Annotated in this window: 24 protein-coding genes; 9 read left to right on the top strand and 15 right to left on the bottom strand. The window is 54.2% G+C overall.

Annotated elements, in window-relative coordinates:
• Positions 1 to 11 precede the first annotated feature (11 nt).
• A complete protein-coding gene (gene thiL / locus LRS40_RS01975) occupies positions 12 to 983 on the top strand; it encodes a thiamine-phosphate kinase (RefSeq protein WP_231312975.1) in 972 nt (323 codons plus the stop codon).
• A gap of 86 nt (positions 984 to 1,069) precedes the next feature.
• On the opposite strand, the gene LRS40_RS01970 is transcribed toward thiL, so the two are convergent.
• The 4 genes from LRS40_RS01970 to xseB form a co-directional block, all read right to left on the bottom strand.
• Positions 1,070 to 2,044, bottom strand: coding sequence for an aldo/keto reductase (locus LRS40_RS01970; protein ID WP_231312974.1), 975 nt, complete (start codon positions 2,042 to 2,044; stop codon positions 1,070 to 1,072).
• A gap of 65 nt (positions 2,045 to 2,109) precedes the next feature.
• Positions 2,110 to 3,972 carry a 1-deoxy-D-xylulose-5-phosphate synthase gene (dxs, locus tag LRS40_RS01965; protein ID WP_142488422.1) on the bottom strand — a complete coding sequence of 621 codons (1,863 nt, stop codon included), beginning with the start codon at positions 3,970 to 3,972 and terminating at the stop codon, positions 2,110 to 2,112.
• Between the two features lie 24 nt (positions 3,973 to 3,996).
• Complete coding sequence (gene ispA / locus LRS40_RS01960) at positions 3,997 to 4,896, bottom strand: (2E,6E)-farnesyl diphosphate synthase (protein WP_231312973.1); 900 nt, start codon at positions 4,894 to 4,896, stop codon at positions 3,997 to 3,999.
• On the bottom strand, positions 4,897 to 5,139 hold the full coding sequence (xseB, locus tag LRS40_RS01955; RefSeq protein WP_156263086.1) for an exodeoxyribonuclease VII small subunit: 243 nt from the start codon (positions 5,137 to 5,139) through the stop codon (positions 4,897 to 4,899).
• A 193-nt stretch (positions 5,140 to 5,332) separates the two neighbouring features.
• Between xseB and thiI the strand changes: the two genes are divergently transcribed.
• A complete protein-coding gene (gene thiI, locus LRS40_RS01950; RefSeq protein WP_142488425.1) occupies positions 5,333 to 6,781 on the top strand; it encodes a tRNA uracil 4-sulfurtransferase ThiI in 1,449 nt (482 codons plus the stop codon).
• Between the two features lie 83 nt (positions 6,782 to 6,864).
• Here the strand turns inward: thiI and yajL are convergent, their stop codons facing one another.
• A complete protein-coding gene (gene yajL, locus LRS40_RS01945) occupies positions 6,865 to 7,458 on the bottom strand; it encodes a protein deglycase YajL (RefSeq protein WP_231312972.1) in 594 nt (197 codons plus the stop codon).
• Positions 7,421 to 8,332 (bottom strand): 2-dehydropantoate 2-reductase, encoded by a 912-nt coding sequence (gene panE, locus LRS40_RS01940; RefSeq protein WP_156263088.1) that lies wholly within the window; start codon positions 8,330 to 8,332, stop codon positions 7,421 to 7,423. The genes yajL and panE overlap by 38 nt, the downstream gene beginning before the upstream one ends.
• Before the next feature lie 129 nt (positions 8,333 to 8,461).
• On the opposite strand from panE, the gene LRS40_RS01935 reads away from it, so the two are divergent.
• Positions 8,462 to 8,953, top strand: a complete 492-nt coding sequence (locus LRS40_RS01935; RefSeq protein ID WP_231312971.1) for a YajQ family cyclic di-GMP-binding protein — start codon at positions 8,462 to 8,464, stop codon at positions 8,951 to 8,953.
• 29 nt (positions 8,954 to 8,982) lie between these two features.
• Here the strand turns inward: LRS40_RS01935 and LRS40_RS01930 are convergent, their stop codons facing one another.
• Positions 8,983 to 10,344: an MFS transporter gene (locus tag LRS40_RS01930; RefSeq protein ID WP_231312970.1), complete on the bottom strand. Its 1,362-nt coding sequence runs from the start codon at positions 10,342 to 10,344 to the stop codon at positions 8,983 to 8,985.
• A gap of 354 nt (positions 10,345 to 10,698) precedes the next feature.
• On the opposite strand from LRS40_RS01930, the gene LRS40_RS01925 reads away from it, so the two are divergent.
• A protein-coding gene (locus LRS40_RS01925; protein WP_231312969.1) for an IS1 family transposase occupies positions 10,699 to 11,396 on the top strand; the annotation gives its coding sequence in 2 pieces (ribosomal slippage) (positions 10,699 to 10,948 and positions 10,948 to 11,396; 699 coding nt in all).
• Here LRS40_RS01925 and LRS40_RS01920 read toward each other — a convergent pair.
• From LRS40_RS01920 to LRS40_RS01885, 8 genes are all read right to left on the bottom strand, one after another.
• A complete protein-coding gene (locus LRS40_RS01920) occupies positions 11,390 to 11,668 on the bottom strand; it encodes a hypothetical protein (protein WP_231312968.1) in 279 nt (92 codons plus the stop codon). The genes LRS40_RS01925 and LRS40_RS01920 overlap by 7 nt on opposite strands.
• A 338-nt stretch (positions 11,669 to 12,006) precedes the next feature.
• The gene (cyoE, locus tag LRS40_RS01915) at positions 12,007 to 12,894 is read right to left on the bottom strand and encodes a heme o synthase (RefSeq protein WP_142488429.1); all 888 of its coding nucleotides are present in this window, start codon (positions 12,892 to 12,894) and stop codon (positions 12,007 to 12,009) included.
• An 11-nt stretch (positions 12,895 to 12,905) separates the two neighbouring features.
• Positions 12,906 to 13,232: a cytochrome o ubiquinol oxidase subunit IV gene (locus tag LRS40_RS01910; protein ID WP_142488430.1), complete on the bottom strand. Its 327-nt coding sequence runs from the start codon at positions 13,230 to 13,232 to the stop codon at positions 12,906 to 12,908.
• Complete coding sequence (locus tag LRS40_RS01905; RefSeq protein WP_142488431.1) at positions 13,232 to 13,846, bottom strand: cytochrome o ubiquinol oxidase subunit III; 615 nt, start codon at positions 13,844 to 13,846, stop codon at positions 13,232 to 13,234. The genes LRS40_RS01910 and LRS40_RS01905 overlap by 1 nt, the downstream gene beginning before the upstream one ends.
• Positions 13,836 to 15,827 carry a cytochrome o ubiquinol oxidase subunit I gene (cyoB, locus tag LRS40_RS01900; protein WP_142488432.1) on the bottom strand — a complete coding sequence of 664 codons (1,992 nt, stop codon included), beginning with the start codon at positions 15,825 to 15,827 and terminating at the stop codon, positions 13,836 to 13,838. The genes LRS40_RS01905 and cyoB overlap by 11 nt, the downstream gene beginning before the upstream one ends.
• Before the next feature lie 16 nt (positions 15,828 to 15,843).
• Positions 15,844 to 16,791, bottom strand: coding sequence for a cytochrome o ubiquinol oxidase subunit II (gene cyoA / locus LRS40_RS01895; protein ID WP_142488433.1), 948 nt, complete (start codon positions 16,789 to 16,791; stop codon positions 15,844 to 15,846).
• Positions 16,792 to 17,268: 477 nt separating this feature from the next.
• Positions 17,269 to 18,744 (bottom strand): muropeptide MFS transporter AmpG, encoded by a 1,476-nt coding sequence (ampG, locus tag LRS40_RS01890; protein WP_231312967.1) that lies wholly within the window; start codon positions 18,742 to 18,744, stop codon positions 17,269 to 17,271.
• Between the two features lie 45 nt (positions 18,745 to 18,789).
• Positions 18,790 to 19,368 (bottom strand): lipoprotein, encoded by a 579-nt coding sequence (locus LRS40_RS01885; RefSeq protein ID WP_142488435.1) that lies wholly within the window; start codon positions 19,366 to 19,368, stop codon positions 18,790 to 18,792.
• A gap of 303 nt (positions 19,369 to 19,671) precedes the next feature.
• On the opposite strand from LRS40_RS01885, the gene bolA reads away from it, so the two are divergent.
• From bolA to lon, 5 genes are all read left to right on the top strand, one after another.
• Positions 19,672 to 19,989 (top strand): transcriptional regulator BolA, encoded by a 318-nt coding sequence (gene bolA, locus LRS40_RS01880; protein WP_039032378.1) that lies wholly within the window; start codon positions 19,672 to 19,674, stop codon positions 19,987 to 19,989.
• Positions 19,990 to 20,320: 331 nt separating this feature from the next.
• Positions 20,321 to 21,619, top strand: coding sequence for a trigger factor (tig, locus tag LRS40_RS01875; protein ID WP_142488437.1), 1,299 nt, complete (start codon positions 20,321 to 20,323; stop codon positions 21,617 to 21,619).
• Between the two features lie 260 nt (positions 21,620 to 21,879).
• Positions 21,880 to 22,503 (top strand): ATP-dependent Clp endopeptidase proteolytic subunit ClpP, encoded by a 624-nt coding sequence (gene clpP / locus LRS40_RS01870; protein WP_032616835.1) that lies wholly within the window; start codon positions 21,880 to 21,882, stop codon positions 22,501 to 22,503.
• A gap of 127 nt (positions 22,504 to 22,630) precedes the next feature.
• Entirely contained in the window at positions 22,631 to 23,905 is a 1,275-nt protein-coding gene (gene clpX, locus LRS40_RS01865; protein WP_032616836.1) for an ATP-dependent protease ATP-binding subunit ClpX, read from the top strand.
• Positions 23,906 to 24,089: 184 nt separating this feature from the next.
• Entirely contained in the window at positions 24,090 to 26,444 is a 2,355-nt protein-coding gene (lon, locus tag LRS40_RS01860) for an endopeptidase La (protein ID WP_142488438.1), read from the top strand.
• Positions 26,445 to 26,542: the final 98 nt, after the last annotated feature.

Here is a 26,542-nt window from a genome sequence, read left to right as displayed (position 1 = left end):
AGGCATAACGTATGGCATGTGGCGAATTTTCCCTGATTGCCCGTTATTTTGACCGAGTCAGAAGCTCGCGTCTCGATGTGGAAACCGGCATCGGCGACGACTGTGCACTTCTCAATATCCCCGAAAAACAGACCCTGGCGATCAGCACTGACACCTTAGTGTCGGGGCATCATTTCCTGCCGGATATCGATCCTGCCGATCTGGCGTATAAAGCGCTGGCGGTGAACGTGAGCGATCTGGCGGCGATGGGGGCCGATCCGGCGTGGTTAACGCTGGCGCTGACCCTGCCGAAGGTCGATGAATGCTGGCTTGAGGCCTTTAGCGACGCGCTGTTTGAACAGCTTAACTATTACGATATGCAGCTGATCGGTGGCGATACCACCGCCGGACCGCTGTCGATGACCCTGGCGATCCACGGCTATGTGCCGGTGGGGCGGGCGCTGAAACGCTCGGGCGCGAAACCGGGCGACTGGATTTACGTCACCGGTACGCCGGGTGACAGCGCGGCAGGGCTGGCTATATTGCAGAAGCGCCTGGCGGTCGATAACGACCGGGATGCGGCTTATTTTGTGCAACGCCATTTGCGCCCGACGCCGCGGATACTGCACGGCCAGGCGTTGCGCGATCGCGCCAGCTCGGCTATTGACCTCTCGGATGGCCTGATCTCCGATCTCGGCCATATCCTGAAAGCCAGCGGCGTGGGCGCGCGCATTGACCTTGATCTGTTCCCGCTCTCTGACGCGATGCGCAGGCACGTGGAGCCCGAGCAGGCGCTGCGCTGGGCGCTCTCCGGCGGTGAAGACTATGAACTGTGCTTTACCGTTCCCGAGCTGAACCGCGGCACGCTGGATGTGGCGTTAGCCAATCTTGGGGCCGGATTTACCTGTATCGGCCAGATTATGCCGGAAAGCGAAGGGATGCAGTTCGTGCAGAACGGTTCGCCGGTGACGCTCGACTGGAAGGGTTACGACCACTTTGCGTGATGCCGGGGGCGCTGCGCTTGCCCGGCCTACAAAACCATGCACGCACCGTAGGCCGGGTAAGGCGAAGCCGCCACCCGGCTTTTTTATTACTTAAATCCCACCACCGGATGCTGCTTGTACGGCGTCTCCAGCTCGGCTATCTGTTCCGGGGTCAGGGTGATATCCACGGCGTTGATCAACTCGTCCAGCTGCTCTTCGCGCGACGCACCGATAATCGGTGCAGCAACGCCCCGCTTGCTCAGCACCCATGCCAGCGCCACCTGAGCGCGCGTTACCCCAAGCTCCTCTGAAATCCCGGTTAAACGCTCGGCAATCTGCGCGTTATTGGCTTCGGTTTCGTCATACAGCGTTTTGCCAAACTCGTCCGATACCGAGCGGGCCGTAGTTTCGCCCCACGGACGGGTTAACCGCCCGCGCGCCAGCGGACTCCACGGGATCACCGCCACGCCGTGCTGATAGCACAGGGGCAACATCTCGCGCTCTTCTTCGCGATAGATCAGGTTGTAGTGATCCTGCATGGTGACAAAGGGCGCCCAGCCGTGCTGTTCCTGCAGCGCCAGCGCTTCGGCAAACTGGGCGGCATGCATCGAGGAGGCGCCGATATAGCGCGCTTTGCCCGCTCTGACGACGTCGTTCAGCGCTTCCAGCGTCTCTTCAATTGGGGTGTTGTAATCCCAGCGGTGGATCTGCAGTAGATCGACGTGATCCATGTTCAGCCGTCGCAGGCTGTCATCAATGGAGCGCAGGATCTGCGCCCGGGAGAGGCCTTCCGCCAGATCGCCCACCTGATGGTAAACCTTGGTGGCGACCACCACCTCGTCGCGGCGGGCGAATTCACGCAGTGCCCGGCCAACGATCTCTTCGCTGCTGCCGTCGGAGTAGCTGTTGGCGGTATCAAAGAAGTTAATGCCGCCCTCAAGGGCGTGTTTGATGATCGGACGGCTGCTCTCTTCCGGTAACGTCCAGGCGTGCTTACCCCGGTCCGGTTCGCCAAAGGTCATGCAGCCCAGGCAAAGACGGGAAACCTTAAGATCCGTTTTTCCTAATGTATTGTATTGCATGGTTCCACTCCTGCTGATTACTTAAAACGTACCGTTAAGCATAGCAGGAGCAGAAAGGGGAGGGATTATGCCAGCCAGGCGTTAATACGGGATTCGATACCGGCAGCATCCAGGCCGATGTCGGCGCGGGCTTCGTCCTGCGTACCCTGCGGGATAAAGTGATCCGGCAGGCCGAGGTTCAGCACCGGCACGGCTTTACGCTTCGCCATCAGTACTTCGTTCACACCGCTGCCTGCGCCACCCATAACGGCATTCTCTTCCAGCGTGATCAGCGCCTCGTGCCGTGACGCCATCTCCAGAATCAGCGCCTCATCGAGCGGCTTCACAAAGCGCATATCCACCAGCGTCGCGTTAAGGGACTCTGCCACTTTTGCCGCTTCCGGCATCAGCGTACCGAAATTCAGGATCGCCAGCTTCTCACCGCGACGTTTGACAACGCCTTTACCAATCGGCAGTTTCGCCAGCGGCTCCAGGGTGACGCCAACCGCGTTACCGCGCGGATAACGCACGGCGGTAGGGCCATCCTGATAGTGATAGCCGGTGAACAGCATCTGACGACATTCGTTCTCGTCGCTCGGGGTCATCACCACCATGTCCGGGATACAGCGCAGGAAGGAGAGATCGAATGCCCCCTGGTGCGTCTGGCCGTCGGCGCCGACAATACCCGCCCGGTCAATGGCGAACAGCACCGGCAGTTTCTGAATGGCGACGTCATGGATCACCTGATCGTAGGCGCGCTGCAGGAAGGTGGAGTAGATTGCCACGACCGGCTTGTAACCGCCAATCGCCAGGCCTGCGGCAAAGGTCACCGCATGTTGCTCGGCAATAGCGACATCAAAATATTGCGTCGGGTATTTGCGGGAAAACTCGACCATACCGGAGCCTTCGCGCATCGCCGGGGTCACGGCCATCAGTTTGCTGTCTTTAGCCGCGGTTTCGCACAGCCAGTCGCCGAAGATTTTAGAATAGCTCGGCATCCCGCCGCTGCTTTTTGGCAGGCAGCCGCTGGTCGGGTCGAATTTGGGTACCGCGTGGAAGGTGATCGGATCTTTTTCCGCCGGTTCGTAGCCCCGGCCTTTTTTGGTCATGATGTGCAGGAACTGCGGGCCTTTCAGGTCACGCATGTTTTTCAGCGTCGAGACCAGCCCCAGCACATCGTGCCCGTCCACAGGACCGATGTAGTTAAAGCCCAGCTCTTCAAACAGCGTGCCGGGAACAACCATGCCTTTGATGTGCTCTTCGGTGCGACGCAGCAGCTCTTTAATTGGCGGTACGCCGGAGAAGACTTTTTTGCCGCCTTCGCGCAGGCTGGAGTAGAGCTTGCCGGAGAGCAGATTCGCCAGGTGGTTGTTCAGCGCCCCGACGTTTTCGGAAATCGACATCTCGTTGTCATTGAGCACCACCAGCATGTCTGGTTTGATATCGCCCGCGTGGTTCATCGCCTCGAAGGCCATCCCGGCGGTGATTGCCCCATCGCCAATGACGCAGACGGTACGGCGCTGTTTGTTCTCTTTGGCCGCCGCGACGGCTACCCCGATCCCGGCAGAAATGGAGGTGGAGGAGTGGCCGACGCTCAGCACGTCGTATTCGCTCTCGCCGCGCCACGGGAAAGGATGCAGGCCGCCTTTCTGGCGAATGGTGCCAATTTTATCGCGACGGCCGGTGAGAATTTTGTGCGGATAAGCCTGATGGCCCACGTCCCAGATCAGCTGATCGAACGGCGTGTTATAGACATAATGCAGCGCCACGGTGAGCTCCACCGTGCCAAGCCCGGAGGCGAAATGGCCGCTGGAGCGGCTTACGCTGTCGAGCAGATAGCGACGCAGCTCGTCGCACAGCTTCGGCAGACTCTCTTTCGGCAACAGACGTAACTCCTGGGTGGAGTCAACCAACGCCAGTGTCGGGTATTTGGCAATATCAAAACTCATCAGAGACTCATCGTGGTGTTTTCGTTATTTATCACGCTGGATTATATAGTCCGCTAGCGCTTCCAGTGCCGAAGTGTCCAGTGACTGCGCGGCCAGTTGCTCAAGCGACTGGCGGGCATCCGCAATCAGGTCCCGGGCTTTTTGTTGGGCTTGCTCAAGGCCCAGAAGGGCGGGATAGGTACTTTTGCCAAGCTGCTGATCGGCACCCTGACGTTTACCCAATGTTGCAGTATCGCCCACGACATCCAGAATGTCATCCTGAACCTGGAAGGCTAAACCGATACTTTCTGCGTAGCGATCCAGAACCGGCAGGGCTTTGCGACCCTGCTCACCCGCGCTCAGCGCGCCCAGACGAACGGCGGCGCGAATCAATGCCCCGGTCTTGTGGCGATGAATACGCTCCAGCTGTTCCAGATTAACCTGACGACCTTCGGCCTCTAAATCCAGCGCCTGACCGCCGCACATGCCTGCCACCCCGCTGGCCATTGCCAGCTCGGAAACCATTGCCAGACGATCGCGATCCGCCACTTCCACCATCGGCGCATCGCTCAGAATCGAGAAGGCCAGGGTTTGCAGGGCATCGCCTGCCAGAATGGCGTTCGCTTCGCCAAACTTAATGTGGCAGGTCGGCTGGCCGCGACGCAGATCGTCGTCGTCCATCGCCGGCAGATCGTCGTGGATCAGCGAGTAGGCGTGAATACACTCCACCGCAGCCGCTGGCGCATCCAGCGTATTGGCGCTGATGCCGAACATCCCGCCAGTGGCATACACCAGAAAAGGACGCAGGCGTTTGCCGCCTAACAGTGCGCCATAATGCATGGCCTCAACCAGTGGAGTGTTCTGAAAAGGCTGCGGAGCGATAAAACGGCGCAATGCGTCGTCAGCACGCCCTACGCACGCCTGAAGCTGGTTCGAAAAGTCCATCTACTCGGCATCCGGTGTGAAGGGGGTCGTGGCGGCATCTTCGCTATCGGAGAGCAGGATCTGCACGCGTTGTTCCGCCTGCTGCAGCTTAACCTGACCCTGGCGCGCCAGCTGCACGCCGCGTTCGAATTCATTAAGCGCCTCTTCTAACGGCAGGTCGCCGCTTTCCAGACGGGTAACGATTTGCTCCAGTTCACTCAGCGCAGTTTCGAAACTGGCGGGTGCATCGTTTTTCTTCGGCATAGTGAATGTCTGACTCTCAGTTTTTATATCCCTGATATGGTATCGGACTCAGGGTAATTATCAAATAACGCGCAATGTGCACAGGAGCCACGCGATGGTGGTATACTTCCGCGCCTGGATGCAGCCCTGGAAATGTGGGCTGCTGTACTTTTCCATTACAAGCCTTATCGCTTGCCAAAGAAACATTGCCGCCATGAAGTTTATCATTAAATTGTTCCCGGAAATCACCATCAAAAGCCAATCTGTGCGTTTGCGCTTTATTAAAATTTTAACCGGGAACATTCGTAACGTTCTGAAGCACTACGACGAGACGCTGGCCGTCGTGCGTCACTGGGATCACGTTGAAGTCCGCGCTAAAGATGAAAACAAGCGCCTGGACATTCGTGATGCCTTAACCCGGATTCCGGGTATCCATCATATTCTGGAAGTGGAGGATGTTCCCTTCACTTCCCTGCACGACATCTTCGAAAAAGCGCTGGCGCAGTATCGCGATCTGATCGAAGGCAAAACCTTCTGCGTGCGCGCCAAGCGTCGCGGCAAGCATGAGTTTAGCTCCATTGAAGTTGAACGCTACGTGGGCGGCGGGCTGAATCAGCACGTTGAGTCTGCGCGCGTGCGTTTGACCAACCCGGAAGTGACCGTTAATCTGGAAATCGAAAACGACCGCCTGCTGCTTGTGAAAGGCCGCTATGAAGGTATCGGCGGCTTCCCGATTGGGACGCAGGAAGATGTGCTGTCGCTGATCTCCGGCGGTTTCGACTCTGGTGTTTCCAGCTATATGTTGATGCGTCGCGGCTGCCGCGTACACTACTGCTTCTTTAACCTCGGCGGCGCGGCGCACGAAATTGGCGTGCGTCAGGTGGCTCACTATCTGTGGAACCGCTTTGGCAGCTCCCACCGCGTGCGTTTTGTGGCGATCAACTTTGAGCCTGTGGTCGGCGAGATCCTTGAGAAAGTGGACGACGGTCAGATGGGCGTAGTGCTGAAGCGCATGATGGTGCGTGCGGCCTCGAAAGTGGCTGAGCGTTACGGCGTGCAGGCGCTGGTCACCGGCGAAGCGCTGGGCCAGGTCTCCAGCCAGACCCTGACCAACCTGCGTCTTATCGACAACGTGTCAGATACGCTGATCCTGCGTCCGCTGATCTCCCACGATAAAGAGCACATCATCGACCTGGCGCGTGAGATCGGTACCGAAGACTTCGCCCGCACCATGCCGGAATACTGCGGCGTGATTTCGAAGAGCCCAACCGTGAAGGCGGTGAAGGCGAAGATCGAAGCGGAAGAAGAGAACTTCGATTTCAGCATTCTTGAGAAAGTGGTCGCTGAAGCCAATAACATCGATATCCGCGAGATTGCCCAGCAGACCGAGCAGGAGGTGGTGGAAGTCGAAACCGTTAACGGTTTCGGTCCTGACGACGTGCTGCTGGATATCCGTTCTGTTGATGAACAGGACGCGAAGCCGTTTGAGCCAGAAGGTGTGGAAGTGGCTTCGCTACCGTTCTACAAGCTGAGCACCAAATTTGGCGATCTGGATAAGAGCAAAACCTATCTGCTGTGGTGCGAGCGCGGGGTGATGAGCCGTCTGCAGGCGCTCTATCTGCGCGAGCAGGGCTTTACCAATGTGAAGGTGTATCGCCCGTAGTCGCAATGCCGGGTGGCGACGTCGTCTTGCCCGGCCTGGTCGATCTCTGTAGGCCCGGCAAGCGTAGCGCCGCCGGGCAATACCTACGCTTCGTAATAGTTATAAATCCCCGCCGCCATCACCAGCGATGAGGCCACTTCATAGGCTTTTGCACGCCCGACCAGCAGTTCGATAATCTTCAGCGCAAAATCAATCGACGTGCCCGGACCCTGGCTGGTTAGCAGGTTGACGCGCGGATCCCAGACCATACGCTTATCCACCCACTGCTCTTCGGGGATTTTATCCTTCAGCGTCGGGAAACCGGTCATATTGCCAATCGGGAAGATGTTGTGCGGCACCAGTACCGTGGCCGCGGCGGCGCAGATGGCAGCGACGATGCGCCCGGAATGGTGGAACTGCCTGACCGTCTCGACCAGCAGCGGGCTGTCGCGGAAGCACTCCGCACCCTTCAGGCCGCCCGGCAGGACGATGACGTCGTAATCACCGTCGGCGACCTCCACCAGCAGGGCATCGGCCACAATTTTTACCCCGCGCGAGCAGGTGATGATCGGGTTACCATCGCTGGCGACGCTCGCCGTCGTGACGCTAATCCCGGCGCGAACCAGCAGATCGATAGTCGTGACCGCTTCGGTCTCTTCGCTACCAGGGGCGAGGCATACCAGTGCCGACGCGCTCATACTCACTCTCCTTACGTTTAACCTGTTCATACAGTCGGACATTCTCCGGCACGCTGATACCGTGCGCGCGGGCGCGTTTTAGCAGGTAACCGGTAATGTAATCAATTTCGGTATGGCGTAGCCCGCGGATATCCTGCAGCATCGAAGAGATATTCTGGGCGGTACTCTCAATGACCTCTTCAACGTAATAGCGAATATCGTCCACCGAGGTATGGATGCCCTCGCGCTCCACGACGGCCGCGACCTCGGCACACAGCGTTGCTATGGCCTGCGGATGGTTTTTAAGCTCACCGTTTGGGCAATCCAGCAGGGCGGTCAGCGGGTTGATCACGCAGTTTACCGCCAGCTTGCGCCACATTTGCGGGCGGATGTTATCGTGCCAGGCAACATCCGGCAGCACCTGCTGGAAGCGATCCGCCAGATAACTGTAGTCCCCCTCCTGCGCTCTGGCCGGGCCGATGTGGGTCATCCCGCTGGCAACATGAACAATTACGTTGCCGTCACGGCGGGCTGCATGGGTGGTAATTGCCATCAGTAGTGGCTGGTGAATGCTTTTGAGCTCTTCGATGGTGCCCATCCCGTTGTGGAGCAACATAACAGGCGACGTTTGCGGAAGAGTGGACGCCAACGCCCGCACGGCATCCGAAACCTGCCAGGCTTTCAGGGTAACCAGCAGCAGATCGCTTTGCGCCAGGAAATCAGGATCGTTAGCGATAAGAGATTCGTTAAAGATACTCCCGTCTTCTTCAATCAGGTTTACACTGCAATAGGGCTGTGGCACGCGCATCCAGCCCTGGACTTCGTGTCCCTGTTTGCAAAGTGCGGCGAGCCAAAGTTGTCCCAGTGCCCCGCATCCGAGCACGGTAATTTTCATCGTTCCTCCTCACCTGCAACTGCGCCAGGTGTTACAACATGTAGTATAGCGTCGACAACTAAGCTTCTGTTGAGTTATGCCCCGTAGCGGGTATTATGCAACGCAACAAAAGTGAAGGGAGAAGAAAAGATGCCATCTTTCGATATTGTTTCCGAAGTTGATATCCAGGAAGTACGTAACGGCGTGGACAACGCCAGCCGGGAAGTTGAATCACGCTTCGATTTTCGTGGCGTTGAGGCCAGTTTTGAGCTGAACGACGCAAATAAGACCATTAAGATCCTGAGCGAGTCCGATTTTCAGGTCACCCAGCTGCTGGACATTCTGCGCGCCAAGCTGTTGAAGCGCGGCATCGAAGGGACCTCTCTCGATGTGCCGGAAACGTTCGTTCACAGCGGCAAAACCTGGTTTATTGAAGCCAAACTGAAGCAGGGCATTGAGAGCGCGATGCAGAAGAAAATCGTTAAGCTCATCAAAGACAGCAAGCTGAAGGTGCAGGCGCAAATTCAGGGCGAAGAGATTCGTGTTACTGGCAAATCTCGTGACGATCTGCAGGGTGTGATGGCGCTGGTGCGTGGCGGCGATCTCGGCCAGCCATTCCAGTTCAAGAACTTCCGCGATTAAGAAAAAGCCCGGCGATGCCGGGCTTTTTTTCATGCTTTCAGCGCCTGCTCAACTTCAAACCGGTTTGTCACTTTACTGTCGATTTTGACATACAGACTGCGCTCTTCCGGCACCAGTAATACCTCGCTGACACCCTCTTTAGCTTCAAGGCGCTGTTTCAATGACTCACTCACCTCGACATCATGCGGAATTTCAACCCGCAGGCTGCTGACATAACGCGGCTCTTTCATGGTGCTGGCGACCAGCAGCCAGACCGTTGCCAGCAGCGCTCCCGCCAGGAATACGGTTTGTGAATCAAACATGCCATCGACCCAGCCTCCGAGAGATCCCCCGATCGCCACGCCGATAAACTGGCTGGTGGAGTAGATCCCCATCGCCGTTCCTTTATAGCCTGCCGGGGACTCTTTACTGATTAGCGATGGCAGCAAAGCTTCCATCAGGTTGAAGGCAAGGAAGAACAGCTGCACACCCGCGACCAGTTCCCAGAAGTGCGGACCTGAGCCCCAGAGCACAATTTCGGCAATCAACAGCAGGGCGACGCACGCCAGAAAGACGCGCTTCATCCGGCGCTTCACTTCGGCATAAATAATAAACGGCACCACGGAGACAAAAGAGATGAGCATGGTGACCAGGTAGATTTTCCAGTGCTCTGCCGCCGGAAAACCAGCCGCGGCCAGCTGGCCTGGGAGGGCGACGAAGGTAGACATCAGCAGGATATGCAGACACATGATGCCAAAGTTGAGTTTCAGCAGACGCGGTTCCGCCAGCACTTTGCTGAAGCAGCCTTTGACCATCCCCGATTCGCGGTTGAGCACATGATTTTCACTGTCCGGTACAACCCAGATTGTCAGGGCGATACCGAGGGTCGCCAGCACGGCGATCATCCAGAACAGGGCGTTTAGACCCAGCGCATGGGTAATGATCGGGCCGAGAACCATCGCGATAGCAAAGGTCACGCCGAAGCTCACGCCAATAAAGGCCATCGCTTTGGTACGGTTCTGTTCGCGGGTCAGATCGGAAAGCAGTGCCATGACCGCAGCGGCGATGGCGCCGGAACCCTGTAATGCACGTCCGAGAATGATGCCCCAAATGGAGTGGGAGAGGGCGGCAATCACACTACCAAGCACAAATACCAGCAGCCCGCCAACGATAAGCGGTTTACGGCCAACGCGATCGGAGAGCAAACCAAAGGGGATCTGAAAGACCGCCTGAGCCAGACCGTAAATACCAATCGCCAATCCAATCAGCGCTTCGCTGGCTCCCTGAAGCGCCATGCCATATGTAGTGAGAACGGGCAGGACCATAAACATGCCAAGCATGCGCAGCGAGAAAACAGTCCCTAAACCCCAGGTCGCGCGCAACTCACCCGGCGTCATTTTATAATCGTTCATTACCACCTCGATCTAAAAGCAGGCCACAGTTTAGGCGGGGCGAAAGGTGGCGTAAACAAATGTTTGTTTAAGAGATATTACGACAATGTAAATCCCTCATTTCCGGGAACAGAGAGACTGACGGAGAAGCATAGATAATGAAAAGCGAAACGCGTTTCGGAGGAGGGGCAAGCGAGTGGGGAAGAAGGAAAGGCAGTACGCCACCCGCAACGCAGGTGGCTTACTTTAACTGTTACAGAGAGTCTGAAGCCACTTTGTTCCAGTCGCTTGCTGCATTGTTGACGAATGTAGACCAGTTAGGTAATGGTGCCAACTTACTGATTTAGTGTACGATGGTGTTTTTGAGGTGCTCCCGTGGCTTCCATCTCCATCAGTTGTCCCTCCTGCTCAGCTACTGAAGGCGTGGTGCGTAACGGTAAAAGTACTGCCGGACATCAGCGCTATCTCTGCTCTCACTGCCGTAAAACATGGCAGCTACAGTTCACTTACACCGCCTCTCAGCCCGGTACACACCAGAAAATCATTGATATGGCCATGAATGGTGTTGGATGCCGGGCAACCGCCCGCATTATGGGCATTGGCCTCAACACGATTTTACGTCACTTAAAAAACTCAGGCCGCAGTCGGTAACCTCGCGCATACAGCCGGGCAGTGATGTGATTGTCTGCGCTGAAATGGACGAACAGTGGGGCTACGTCGGTGCTAAATCACGTCAGCGCTGGCTGTTTTACGCGTATGACAGGATACGGAGGACGGTTGTGGCGCACGTCTTCGGTGAACGCACTCTGGCCACACTGGAGCGTCTTCTGAGCCTGCTGTCGGCCTTTGAGGTCGTGGTATGGATGACGGATGGCTGGCCGCTGTATGAATCCCGCCTGAAGGGAAAGCTGCACGTAATCAGCAAGCGTTACACTCAGCGAATTGAGCGGCATAACCTGAATCTGAGACAACATCTGGCAAGGCTGGGACGGAAGTCACTGTCGTTCTCAAAATCGGTGGAGCTGCATGACAAGGTCATCGGGCATTATCTGAACATAAAACACTATCAGTAAGTTGGAGTCATTACCCCAGATGCCGCAAAATCAAACGAGTTTAAGTGATTTTCAAGGATGCTGTCGAGGCTGGAGGGGTTGTTGCTGGTCGAGTTAGTGGCAAAGTCTACTGAGGCTTCAAGCAGCGAAGTCGCTACGCAAAAACCTACCTGAATGCCTGCTTTAGCAATATTAAGGCCCGTTTGAATACCGAAGTTCACCAGCGCACATGGCAGATCAAAAAGACCCGCACCTGAGATATTTTCCATTTCGTGCAAAGATAATTCTTTCATTTTTCATTTCCTTATTAAATGAATAGTTGACAATGTGCAATCAATGCACATCAGAACCTATCGTAGCAGGTGTTTTATTAAACTGAATAGTGAATCTTTAATGGTGAGATAGTTATTCAATTAATCAAGGTACGAGGATCGTAGCGTCGGAATTTACAGGTGACTGAATTTTACAAACATCATATTAAATAAACGGCGTTAATATTATGTGGAGACGTACTGGCTGGAAATGAAAAATCCACGCCCGGAGGACGTGGATTGCAAGAGAGTAAAATCGCTATCACCAGTGATTCAAATCGCGAATGTCGCTGACTGAATCAAAGGTCAGATTATGAATTTCACCACACGTAAGTCAGCAGATTTTGTGAATCGGGCACCATAAAATCGACGGACATCATCACCGAGAGGGAAGTGATAGCGACAATCGAGAACACAAACAGTTTGCGTGCCCAGACTTTGTCGTCTTCCACTTTATAACCTCGCAGTGCCATGCCGAGCCACCAGACGCTCACCGCCGCAGCAACCACCAGATATTTGTACCCAGCGTAACCGCCCAGAGAGAGCATCAGCGTAGCAACCGCAAAAGCAATGATGTAGAGCGTGATATGGTTCTTGGCGACGGAAATGCCTTTCACCACCGGCAGAACCGGGATGTTCGCTGCCTGATAATCCTTAAAGCGGAAAATCGCAATGGCATAGGAGTGCGGCATCTGCCACAGGCTAAAGATAGCCAGCAGGATAGCCGCACCGCTGTCGAACTCGTTGGTGACCGCGCAGTAGCCAATCACCGGCGGCGCAGCGCCGGAGAGCGAACCAATCAGCGTACCGTAGACGGAGTGACGTTTCATATACAGGCTGTAGACGCCCACATACACCACGAAACCCATCACCCCCAGCCAACAGGCCAGAGGGTTGGCGCCGAACCACAGCAGCATAAAGCCAGCAATACCCAGCAAGGTGGCGTACACCAGCGAGACGGCAGGGGACATCAGGCCTTTAACCAGCACCCGATTTTTCGTCCTTTCCATCTTCCTGTCGATATCCATGTCGATGTAGTTGTTAAATACACAACCGGACGCAACAACCAATGACACCCCAATCAGCGTGTTAATAAAGAGGGTGTAATCAATGCTGCCCTTAGAGGCCAGCAGGAACCCTCCGATCACGGAGATCAGGTTGCCAAAGATGATGCCTGGTTTTGTGACTTGCAGGTATTGCTTAAACATACTCGCCGCTCTTAGTGAACCATCATGTTGTAGTTAAGGTTCCACATAATCCAGATGGAGCCGACTACCAGGATTGCGATGATAATCACGGTAAAGATGAATGCCGTCATGTTCCAGCCTTCATCGGACTTAGTGTTCATGTGCAGGAAGCAAACCAGATGCACAAGGATCTGAACGACGGCAGTCACCAGAATCGTGCCCAGAATGACCGCTTTAGAACCAGAACCGTTCATCACCATCCAGAACGGGATAAGCGTCAGGATGATCGACAGGATGAAACCTGTCATGTAGGTTTTTACGCTGCCATGGGAAGCGCCATGATCGTTTGAATGACTCATTACATCGCCCCCATCAGATACACTACAGAGAACACGCAGATCCAAACCACATCCAGGAAGTGCCAGAACAGGCTCAGGCACATAATACGGGTGCGGTTAGTGCTGGTCAGGCCGCGACGGGATACCTGGAACATCAGTACCGCCATCCAGATCAGGCCGGAGGTTACGTGCAGACCGTGAGTACCTACCAGCGCGAAGAACGCTGACAGGAAGCCACTGCGGTCCGGACCGAAACCTTCCACGATCAGGTGGTGGAACTCATAGATTTCCATCCCGATAAATCCAGCACCAAACAGCCAGGTCAACGCCAGCCAGGAGACGACCTGGCTCTTGTTGTTTTTATACATGGCAATTGCGGCCATGCCGTAGGTGATGGAGCTGAACAGCAGCAGTGCGGTTTCAACCAGAACGAACGGCAGCTCGAAGATGTCCTTACCGGTCGGGCCGCCCGCTGTGCCGTTCACCAGAACGGCATAGGTCGCGAACAGACAGCAGAACAGGATGCAGTCGCTCATCAGGTAGATCCAGAAGCCGAAGACTTTCATCGGCCCTGTATCATGGTGCCCGTGTTCATGCGCATGGGCAGTCGCGTGGGTTAAAGTATCAGTTGCCATTTTTCAGCCCCGCTTTAGCAATCTCGTCGAAATGCTGTTTTTCCAGGATTTCAACTTCACGGACTGGTACGTAGTAGTCCACGTCCTCATCAAAGCTCTTCACAATCCAGCTGATCACGATGCCAGCGAAGCCGACGATCGCAAGCCACCAGATGTGCCAGATCATAGCGAAACCAAATACCGTAGCGAAGGCGGCGATAACCATGCCCGCTGCGCTGTTTTTCGGCATGTGGATCTCTTCGTAATGCGCTGGCTGCTTGTACGCTTCGCCTTTTTCTTTCATTTCCCAGAATGCGTCACGCTCATGAATGTGCGGCACAACGGCAAAGTTATAGAACGGCGGTGGAGAAGAGGTTGCCCACTCCAGCGTACGGCCACCCCATGGGTCACCGGTCAGGTCACGGTTCTGCTCACGGTCGCGAATAGAGACGTAGAACATATACAGCTGAGACGCGATACCACAGGCAATCAGCGCTGCACCCACGGCTGCAACAACCAGCATTGGGTGGAACTGCGGATCGATCTGCTGGCTCAGACGACGGGTCATACCCATGAAGCCCAGCACGTACAGCGGCATAAATGCGACGAAGAAGCCGATGATCCAGAACCAGAACGCGCGTTTACCCCATTTTTCATTCAGCGTGAAGCCGAACGCTTTTGGCCACCAGTAGGTTACGCCAGCGAAGCAGCCGAAGACGACGCCGCCGATGATAACGTTGTGGAAGTGCGCAATCAGGAACAGGCTGTTGTGCAGAACGAAGTCAGCACCCGGTACAGCCAGCAGTACGCCGGTCATCCCACCTACGGAGAAGGTCACGATGAAGCCGATAGTCCACAGCATTGCTGAGTGGAACTGGATACGGCCCTGGTACATGGTGAACAGCCAGTTGAAGATCTTAACCCCGGTTGGGATCGCGATAATCATGGTGGTAATACCGAAGAAGGCGTTTACGTTCGCGCCCGCACCCATAGTGAAGAAGTGGTGCAGCCAAACGATGAACGACAGAACGGTAATACACACGGTTGCCCACACCAGCGAGGTGTAACCAAACAGACGCTTACGCGAGAAGGTCGCTGCGATTTCGGAGAACACACCGAAGACCGGCAGAACCAGGATGTACACTTCAGGGTGACCCCATGCCCAAATCAGGTTGATGTACATCATCATGTTGCCGCCCATATCATTGGTGAAGAAATGGGTACCCAGATAGCGATCCAGGGTCAGCAGCGCGACGGTAACAGTCAGGATTGGGAAGGAGGCGATAATCAGGATGTTGGCGCACAGAGATGCCCAGGTAAATACTGGCATCTTGAACATCGTCATACCTGGGGCACGCATCTTCAGGATAGTCACGAAGAAGTTAATACCGGTCAGGGTCGTACCGACACCGGAGAGCTGCAGCGCCCAAATCCAGTAATCAACCCCTACACCAGGACTGTATTCAATTCCTGAAAGCGGCGGGTAAGCCAGCCAGCCGGTCTGAGCAAATTCGCCCACACCCAGTGACAGGTTAACCAGAATCACACCGACAACCGTGAACCAGAAGCTCAGGTTGTTCAGGAACGGGAACGCAACGTCGCGCGCGCCGATTTGCAGCGGCACAACCACGTTCATCAGACCGATAACCAGCGGCATCGCCACGAAGAAGATCATAATCACGCCGTGCGCGGTAAAGATCTGATCGTAGTGGTGCGGTGGCAGGAAGCCTGCTTCGCCAGCGGAGGCAAGCGCCTGCTGGCTACGCATCATGATTGCATCGGCAAAGCCACGAATTAACATGACGATACCGACGATGCAGTACATGATACCGAGTTTTTTGTGGTCGACCGAAGTCAGCCACTCATTCCACAGATAGCTCCACTTACCGAAGTAAGTGATCAGGCCAATTAAGGCTGCGCCACCAATGATAATTGCAGCAAGCGTAACCACGATAATTGGTTCATGGTACGGCACCGCATCCAGTGTCAATTTTCCGAACATTTTCTTCCTCGGCCCCTTAGTGAGAGGTTTCCGCGTGGCTCATGTCCATGCCTTCCATCCCTTCGTGCTTGCTATGCTCGCCTTCAGGTTGGGTCACGTCCATGCTCTTGCCGTGGTCCATAAATTTGCCAATAACGTCTTTGAACAAATTCGGTTTCACGTTAGAGAAGTACTCCACCTTGTTGTATTCGCTAGGTGTTGCCACTTTTTCGAACGTAGCCATGTCAGACATGGTGTTCGGAGACTGTTTCGCTTTAGCAACCCACTGGTCGAAAGCGGCACGGTCAGGCGTGGCAATGGCTTTGAACTTCATACCAGAGAAGCCCGGGCCACTGTAGCTGGCGGAGATACCATCATAGGTGCCTGCTTCATTCGCGATCAGGTGCAGGTTGGTCTGCATACCGGCCATCGCGTAAATCTGGCTACCCAGACGCGGGATAAAGAAGGAGTTCATCACGGAGTTAGACGTTACTTTGAACTGCACCGGGACGTTCGCCGGGAAGGCGATTTCATTTACGGTAGCAATGCCCTGTTCCGGGTAGATGAAGAACCATTTCCAGTCCATGGAGACGACTTCGATCGTAATCGGTTTCTCATCGTGAACCAGCGGTTTTGCAGGTTCGAGCGCGTGAGTGGTTTTCCATGTCAGTACGGCAAGGAACAGGATGATCAGAATCGGCACCGTCCAGACCACAGCTTCCACTTTATTGGAGTGTGACCAGTTAGGGCTATACTTCGCATCTTTGTTGCTCGCACGATACTTCCAGGCGAAACCAACAGCCATCAAGATGGCGGGAATCACGACGATCATCATCAGGCCAAAAGCCGTCAGAATGAGCGAACGTTGCTCCAGTCCAATCTGTCCTTTGGGGTCTAGCAGCGCAGAATCACAGCCACTGAGTAATACAGTGCCTGCAAATAACGACAACCATCCCAAACTTTTATTGTATTTCCTAAGTGTCATTTAACGACCTCAATTCCACGGGGACCTGGTGGCGTTTAAAGTGTGGGGGCATTTTACGGGAACGTTACATTACTGTAAACATCATTAGACCTGTGTCAGGAACGTGTTACCAGGTTCTGCCAGGGAAGTCACAGATGTTGCAAATTATAACCGTTTTTCAGACGCAAGCACCGCCAGACGGGCGTTATAACGAAACAGACTCTGTAGGTAGGGTAAAAAGGGCAATTGGTATAACCATTGCTGAAAACAAACAATTCATTAACAAATGATCATCAATAAAGAGACAAATAAAAAACGTAAAATTAATGTTTCGTTTGCTGAATCGGTTAACGAAAAATACCCTATATCCCATGCTCTAATAATTTCCGGAATTCTAAGAGGCACGAAACAACAAATATTATTTTTCCATGACCAAATTTATTTACCGTTATAATTTACATGGGTGATTACAACGGAAAATAACATTTTGCGCCGGTTTTACACCCTCTGGCTCTCACGCATGGCCAGATAGTCAAGGAGGGCTCCAGTAAGGATCCCGGTCAGCGCCAGCAGCGCGCCGATGTCCAGCAGGAGCAGGCTAAACGGCAGTACGAGGGCGGTGGTGGCATTGACGATCGTTACGATGAGCCACAGTGCGAGCGTCAGACATCCCACCAGCAATATTCTTAACGCGAAGCGATAGGCTGACGGGAAACGCGTCCTGACCATAAAGTGTTCCGTCTGCTGGGTATATTCCAGCGAGCGGCGGCATAGTAATAGCAACAGCAGTCCCGGAATGGCCGCAAAGACGGAGAAGAGATAAAACTCAGCCCAACCGTGCGCTTCCACAAACCAGCCCGCGATAGGGCCGACGTAAACCCGCCCCACGGCTGAGAGCGCAGAGAGCAGGGCGAACTGGGTAGCGGAGAAGGATTTGTTGCACAGGGTCATCAGCAGGGCGACAAACGCAGCCGTCCCCATCCCACCGCACAGGTTTTCAAAGAATACCGCCGCCGCCATGCTGAGCATATGCTTATCGGTGATGGAGAGCAGCCAGTAACCGGCATTCGACACACCCTGCAGGATGCCGAAGATCAGCAGCGCGCGGAACAGGCTTAAACGCTGCATCAGGACTCCGCCATACAGCGCGCCGATAATAGTGGCGATTAATCCCAGCGTCTTGTTGACCACACCCACTTCACCGGCATCAAAGCCCACGCCGCGGATCAGAAAGGTGGTGGTCAGGCTCATGGCAAACGCATCACCGAGTTTATACAGCACAATCAGCAGCAGAATGATCCAGGCATTGTTGCGGCCAAAGAAGTCGCGCAGCGGTTCGGCAACCGCCTGCTCAAGTGAGCGGGGAACGGGAATAACATCGCTCGGTTCCGGCGCCAGGAAGGTCGCGATCATGCACGGGATCAGCAGGGTGGCCATCAGCCAGTACATGCCCTGCCAGCCGAGATAGCGGTCTGCCAGCCATAGCGCCAGCCCACCGGAGACCAGCATACCCAGACGGTAGCCCAGCACGCTGATGGCGGCCCCGGCCCCACGCTCTTCGGCCGAGAGCACATCCGTTTTCCAGGCATCAAAAACGATATCCTGCGACGCGGAGCAGAAGGCAATCACCACCGCCAGCGCGGCCATCCAGCGAAGCTGCGAGGCAGGTTCGAGGAAGCCCATCGCGGCAATCGCCAGCAGCAGCATCGCTTGGGTCATCAGCAACCACCCACGACGCCTGCCGAGGAAAGGCGGGGTGTAGCGGTCCATCATCGGCGACCATAAAAACTTGAAGACATAGGCCTGGCCGACCAGCGAGAAGAAGCCGATAGTTTTAAGATCGATATCTTCTACGGTCATCCACGCCTGTAACGTGCCCGATGTCAGTGCAAGGGGTAAACCGGAGGCGAAACCAAGGATCAGCAGGATAGCTGATTTAGGTTGCTGGAAAATACGTAGGTATTGACTGGACATGGGCAGGTTAACTGACCCGACCGGAAGTCGGGTCAGCAGGCTGAATTAACGTGCGTTCTGCTTGATGAATTCGTGAATGCTGGTGTCCTGCGCCATATCGGCGATGGTGTCGGTCAGCACGCTGTTTACGGCATTAGCGATATTGGTGTTGGTGGCCTGGAAGGCGCCTTCAACAGAGTAGCTTGCACGGTAGTTCTTATTCATCTTGTTGCCGTTCTTCGCGGTGGCGATGATGGCGATATCCGCTTTGGTCGCGATGTTATAGCGCACGTTGCCCTGAGAGACGTCAGCGTAAAGGTTATTAACGATGATCTGCAGATCAACCGCGCCGCTTGGACCAACCATATAGCCGCGTGCGGTCATTTGCTTCTCAAGCACTTCCTGCAGCAGGAAACGCAGATCGCGAGAGGCCGTCAGGGTCACCAACTGGTTGTCACGGGTGACTTTCGCCAGCGCCTGGTCTTTACGCTGATCTGCACCGTTGATGCTCACGGTGACGCCCATCAGGCTTGGATCCTGCTGCGGCAGAGAGATCTTCGGAGAAACATCAATGGTGGTGGGTGGGGTTGCACAGCCGGCCAGCATAAACAGGGCGACTAAAGGGAAAAAGAGTTTTTTTAACATGTTCAGGCTCTCAACGAATCGTAAGCATATATAGAAAAAAATTGCCGCCATCATAACATCGCCAACGGCAAGGGGAAGTGGTCAACGCATGTAAATTCATCGCCTTGTCTGAAAACTGACCAACTGAAACGCTTTTCCGTTATTCGGACGACAAAACGACTCCCCCTTATAGGACTTCATTCGGTTGAATGAGAAAATCAGATGAAAGCTAAATTTTTGTTGTCTTCTTGTTATGCAAGCGGTAAAAGCGGCTAATATTTAAAGGGATGGGTGACATCTCAGCGTTGTCGGAGGAGTAATTTCATGATGATACGTGAACAGATTGAAGATAAGTTAAGGGCGGCCTTTGAACCTGTGTTCCTTGAAGTCGTCGACGAAAGTTATCGTCATAACGTACCGGCAGGCTCTGAGAGCCACTTTAAAGTGGTGCTGGTCAGCGATCGTTTCGCTGGTGAGCGTTTTCTTAATCGTCACCGTATGATTTACGGAACCCTGACGGAAGAGCTCTCGACCACAGTCCATGCGCTGGCGTTGCATACTTATACGATCAAAGAGTGGAAGGGCTTACAGGATACGATTTTCGCGTCGCCACCCTGCCGGGGGGCAGGGACGATCGCGTAACAAATCCTGTTTGCAACAGCGGGAGCTTTTCCAGTATGTTGCATAAAGATTACGTCAAAACGGCCTGCGGGCCGTTTTGTTTTGTCCGGGTTTTGAGCCGGTGGCGCGATTTTAAGGCCGAAAATAGCCTGAAATTGTGAAAAAAGCCGCAGCAACATGCGCCAACCGTTCTCGACTCACTAAAGTGATGCCGCTATAATGCCGCGTCTTAATATGAATGTCTTCGGGATGATTCTGGCGACAGGGAATGTGAATCTGCTAAGAGAGCATCCCGGTATTGCGAGGCAAATTCAGAGTTGACCGAGCACTGTGATTTTTTTGAGGTAACAAGATGCAAGTTTCAGTTGAAACCACTCAAGGCCTTGGCCGCCGTGTAACGATTACAATCGCTGCTGACAGCATCGAAAACGCTGTAAAAAGCGAGCTGGTCAACGTAGCAAAGAAAGTCCGTATTGACGGCTTCCGCAAGGGCAAAGTACCGATGAATGTCGTTGCTCAGCGTTATGGCGCTTCTGTTCGCCAGGACGTGCTGGGTGACCTGATGAGCCGCAACTTCGTTGACGCGATCATCAAAGAAAAAATCAATCCAGCCGGTTCCCCGACCTATGTTCCGGGTGAATACAAACTGGGCGAAGACTTCACCTACGCGGTAGAGTTCGAAGTTTACCCGGAAGTTGAGCTGAAAGGTCTGGACGCGATCGAAGTTGAAAAACCAATCGTTGAAGTGACTGAAGCCGACGTTGACGGCATGCTGGACACCCTGCGTAAGCAGCAGGCGACCTGGAAAGACAAAGACGGCGCTGCGGATGCAGAAGACCGTGTCACCATCGACTTCTCCGGCTCTGTAGACGGCGAAGAGTTCGAAGGCGGCAAAGCGTCTGACTTCGTACTGGCGATGGGTCAGGGTCGTATGATCCCAGGCTTTGAAGACGGTATCAAAGGCCACAGCGCAGGCGAAGAGTTCACTATCGACGTGACCTTCCCGGAAGAGTATCACGCTGAAAACCTGAAAGGTAAAGCCGCGAAATTCGCGATTACCCTGAAGAAAGTTGAAGACCGCGAACTGCCAGAACTGACTGCAGATTTTATCAAGCGTTTCGGCGTTGAAGATGGTTCTGTTGAAGGCCTGCGTGCTGAAGTGCGTAAAAACATGGAACGCGAGCTGAAAGGCGCCGTGCGTAACCGCGTTAAGTCTCAGGCGATCGAAGGTCTGGTTAAAGCTAACGAAATCGAGATCCCATCTGCACTGATCGACAGCGAAATCGACGTTCTGCGTCGTCAGGCTGCACAGCGTTTCGGTGGCAACGAGAAACAAGCTCTGGAACTGCCTCGTGAGCTGTTCGAAGAGCAGGCTAAACGCCGCGTTGTTGTTGGTCTGCTGCTGGGTGAAGTGATTCGTACCCACGAGCTGAAAGCTGACGAAGAGCGTGTTAAAGGCCTGATCGAAGAGATGGCTTCTGCCTATGAAGATCCGTCAGAAGTGGTTGCTTTCTACGGCAGCAACAAAGAGCTGATGGAAAACATGCGCAACGTCGCACTGGAAGAGCAGGCTGTTGAAGCCGTTCTGGCCAAAGCGAAAGTGTCCGAAAAAGCCACTTCTTTCAACGAACTGATGAACCAACAGGCTTAATTCTGCCTGCTTTGTTTAAAGTTTGAGCAAAAAACCCGTTGCCTCCCGGCGGCGGGTTTTTTTTATCACAGTTCCAGGCCTTGAAGCGTGATAAAACGCCTTTTCAGTGTTAGCGTTAAAACAAAAGATTGTTATGCTTGAAATAGGGCTGAGCCGCCCCCATTAGTGGGGAAGCAGTATTAAAGAGACTGGCTGATAATCCGTCCGCAAGGTTACAATCAGTACAGCAGGTATTTTCATTTTTTATCCAGGAGACGGAAATGTCATACAGTGGCGAACGAGATAACTTTGCACCCCATATGGCGCTGGTGCCAATGGTTATTGAACAGACCTCTCGAGGTGAACGTTCTTTTGATATCTACTCCCGTCTGCTTAAAGAACGCGTTATTTTCATGACCGGCCAGGTGGAAGACCACATGGCGAACCTGATCGTAGCGCAGATGCTGTTTCTGGAAGCGGAAAACCCGGAAAAAGACATTTACCTGTACATCAACTCCCCAGGTGGCGTGATCACTGCCGGGATGTCCATTTACGATACCATGCAGTTCATCAAGCCTGATGTGAGCACCATTTGTATGGGCCAGGCGGCATCGATGGGCGCATTCCTGCTGACCGCAGGGGCGAAAGGCAAGCGTTTCTGCCTGCCAAACTCGCGCGTAATGATTCACCAGCCGCTGGGCGGGTATCAGGGCCAGGCGACAGATATTGAAATTCATGCCCGAGAAATCCTGAAGGTAAAAGGGCGCATGAATGAACTTATGGCTCATCATACGGGTCAATCACTAGAGCAGATCGAGCGTGATACCGAGCGCGATCGCTTCCTGTCCGCACCAGAGGCAGTAGAGTACGGCTTAGTCGACTCCATTTTGACCCACCGTAATTGATGCCCACGGCGCGGGTGTGCCGCTATACTATGGTAGGGCGGCACCTGGCTTACGAGCAGCCTGCGTCTGAGAATGGCATTTGCGTCGTCATGTGCGGCACAAAGAACTTAAAAAGAGGTTTTGACTCATGACAGATAAACGCAAAGATGGATCGGGCAAACTGTTGTACTGCTCTTTTTGCGGCAAAAGCCAGCATGAAGTGCGCAAACTGATTGCCGGGCCATCCGTGTATATCTGCGACGAATGTGTCGACTTATGTAACGACATCATCCGCGAAGAGATTAAAGAAGTCGCACCACACCGTGAGCGCAGCGCGTTACCGACGCCGCATGAGATCCGTCATCATCTTGATGACTACGTCATCGGTCAGGAACAGGCGAAGAAAGTGCTGGCAGTGGCGGTGTATAACCACTACAAACGTCTGCGTAACGGGGATAACAGCAACGGCGTTGAGCTGGGCAAAAGTAACATTTTGCTGATTGGCCCAACCGGTTCCGGCAAAACCCTGCTGGCAGAAACACTGGCACGTCTGCTGGATGTTCCGTTTACCATGGCGGATGCCACTACCCTGACCGAAGCCGGTTATGTGGGTGAGGATGTGGAAAACATCATCCAGAAACTGCTGCAGAAGTGCGATTACGACGTCCAGAAAGCCCAGCGCGGTATCGTGTATATCGATGAGATCGACAAAATCTCACGTAAATCCGATAACCCGTCCATCACCCGTGACGTGTCCGGTGAAGGCGTACAGCAGGCATTGCTGAAACTGATCGAAGGGACGGTTGCCGCTGTTCCACCGCAGGGCGGTCGTAAGCATCCTCAGCAGGAGTTCCTGCAGGTTGATACGTCCAAGATCCTGTTTATCTGTGGCGGTGCGTTTGCTGGCCTGGATAAAGTCATTGCTAACCGCGTTGAAACCGGCTCGGGTATTGGCTTTGGCGCGACGGTGAAGGCGAAGTCTGAAAAAGCGAAAGAGGGCGAACTGCTGACCCAGGTTGAGCCAGAAGATCTGATCAAGTTTGGTCTGATCCCTGAGTTCATTGGCCGTCTGCCGGTTGTCGCCACGCTGACAGAACTGAGTGAAGACGCGCTGATTCAGATCCTGAAAGAGCCGAAAAATGCCCTGACTAAGCAGTACCAGGCATTGTTCAATCTGGAAGGCGTTGAGCTGGAGTTCCGCGACGAAGCACTGGACGCGATTGCTAAAAAAGCAATGGCGCGTAAAACTGGTGCACGTGGTCTGCGTTCAATCGTTGAAGCTGCCCTGCTCGATACCATGTACGATCTTCCTTCGATGGAAGAAGTCGAAAAAGTGGTTATCGACGAGTCCGTCATTGCAGGCCAAAGCAAGCCGCTGCTGATTTACGGCACCCCGGAAGCTCAGCAGGCCTCTGGCGAATAATTCACCAGGTCATACAAGCAGTTAATCAAAAAGGGGGGATTTAATCCCCCCTTTTATTTTTCCGTAAACATGGCGTTGAATGTGTGGGAATCATCCCCATATACTGGATTACATGTTAATGGTTGTATGAAGCACAGTCCTGCAACCTGATTACCTGGCGGACACTAAACTAAGAGAGAGCTCTATGAATCCTGAGCGTTCTGAACGCATTGAAATCCCCGTATTGCCGTTGCGCGATGTGGTGGTTTATCCGCACATGGTCATACCCTTATTTGTAGGGCGGGAAAAATCTATCCGTTGCCTTGAAGCCGCCATGGATCATGATAAAAAAATCATGCTGGTTGCGCAGAAAGAAGCATCAACGGATGAGCCGGGTGTAAACGATCTTTTCACCGTCGGGACCGTGGCCTCTATTTTACAAATGCTGAAGCTGCCTGATGGCACCGTGAAGGTGCTGGTCGAGGGGCTGCAGCGTGCGCGTATTACCACGCTATCTGATGATGGCGAACACTTCGCAGCAAAAGCCGAATACCTGGACTCGCCTCAGCTTGACGAGCGTGAGCAGGAGGTGCTGGTTCGCACCGCAATCAGTCAGTTTGAAGGCTATATCAAGCTGAACAAAAAAATCCCACCAGAAGTGCTGACGTCGCTGAACAGCATCGACGATCCTGCACGTCTGGCTGATACCATCGCAGCGCACATGCCGCTGAAGCTGGCTGACAAACAGTCCGTGCTGGAGATGTCCGACGTTAACGAACGTCTGGAATATCTGATGGCGATGATGGAGTCTGAAATCGATCTGCTGCAGGTTGAGAAGCGCATTCGCAACCGCGTGAAAAAGCAGATGGAGAAATCTCAGCGTGAGTACTATCTGAACGAGCAGATGAAGGCCATTCAGAAAGAGCTCGGTGAGATGGATGACGCACCGGACGAAAACGAAGCGCTGAAACGTAAGATCGACGCGGCGAAAATGCCGAAAGAGGCAAAAGAGAAGGCCGAAGCAGAGCTGCAGAAGCTGAAAATGATGTCTCCGATGTCAGCGGAAGCGACGGTTGTACGCGGCTATATCGAGTGGATGGTTCAGGTTCCATGGAACGCCCGCAGCAAGGTCAAAAAAGACCTGCGTCAGGCCCAGGAGATCCTGGATACCGACCACTACGGTCTGGAGCGCGTCAAAGACCGTATCCTCGAGTATCTCGCGGTTCAAAGCCGTGTTAACAAGCTCAAGGGCCCAATTCTGTGCCTGGTGGGGCCGCCGGGGGTGGGTAAAACCTCCCTGGGCCAGTCCATTGCTAAAGCGACCGGACGTAAGTACATCCGTATGGCGCTGGGCGGCGTGCGTGACGAAGCGGAAATCCGCGGTCACCGTCGAACCTATATCGGTTCAATGCCGGGCAAACTGATCCAGAAAATGGCAAAAGTGGGGGTTAAAAACCCGCTGTTCCTGCTGGATGAGATCGACAAAATGTCCTCCGATATGCGTGGCGATCCGGCTTCAGCCCTGCTGGAAGTGCTGGATCCTGAGCAGAACGTGGCGTTCAGCGATCACTACCTGGAAGTGGACTACGATCTGAGCGATGTGATGTTCGTGGCGACCTCCAACTCCATGAATATCCCGGCCCCGCTGCTGGATCGTATGGAGGTGATCCGGCTTTCTGGCTACACCGAAGACGAAAAACTGAACATTGCCCGCCGTCACCTGCTGTCGAAGCAGATTGAACGTAACGCCCTGAAAGAGAGCGAATTGACCGTTGATGACAGCGCGATTATCGGCATTATTCGTTACTACACCCGTGAAGCGGGCGTGCGTAGCCTGGAGCGTGAAATCTCCAAGCTGTGTCGTAAGGCGGTGAAACAGCTGCTGCTCGACAAGACGTTGAAGCACATTGTGATTAATGGCGACAACCTGCACGAATACCTGGGTGTTCAGCGTTACGACTATGGCCGTGCGGACAGCGAAAACCGCGTCGGCCAAGTGACCGGTCTGGCGTGGACGGAAGTGGGCGGCGATCTGCTGACCATCGAAACCGCCTGTGTGCCGGGTAAAGGTAAGCTGACCTACACCGGCTCGCTGGGTGAAGTGATGCAGGAGTCCATTCAGGCTGCGCTGACCGTGGTGCGCGCGCGTGCGGAAAAACTGGGTATTAATCCGGACTTTTACGAAAAACGCGACATTCACGTTCACGTGCCGGAAGGGGCAACGCCGAAAGATGGCCCGAGCGCGGGTATCGCAATGTGTAGCGCCCTGGTGTCCTGCCTGACCGGCAACCCGGTGCGTGCTGATGTGGCGATGACCGGCGAAATCACCCTGCGTGGCCAGGTTCTGCCGATTGGCGGCTTGAAAGAAAAACTGCTGGCAGCTCACCGCGGCGGCATTAAAACGGTCCTGATCCCGTATGAAAACAAGCGCGATCTGGAAGAGATTCCGGATAACGTTATCGCCGATCTGGATATCCATCCGGTGAAACGTATTGAGGAAGTTCTGACCCTTGCACTGCAGAACGAGCCTTACGGAATGCAGGTTGTAACCGCAAAATAGTGACCTCGCGCAAAGAGCGTCAATAAAAACAAGGCTGGTGAGCGATTTCGGGCTTGCCAGCCTTTTTTTGTATAGCTAATTTAGATTGCTGATTGGGC

This window comes from Leclercia sp. G3L (assembly GCF_021117075.1).
Lineage (GTDB): Bacteria > Pseudomonadota > Gammaproteobacteria > Enterobacterales > Enterobacteriaceae > Enterobacter > Enterobacter adecarboxylatus_C.
The sequence above is the reverse complement of the archived record's forward strand: the minus strand, read 5'-3'. Positions and strand labels throughout refer to the sequence as shown.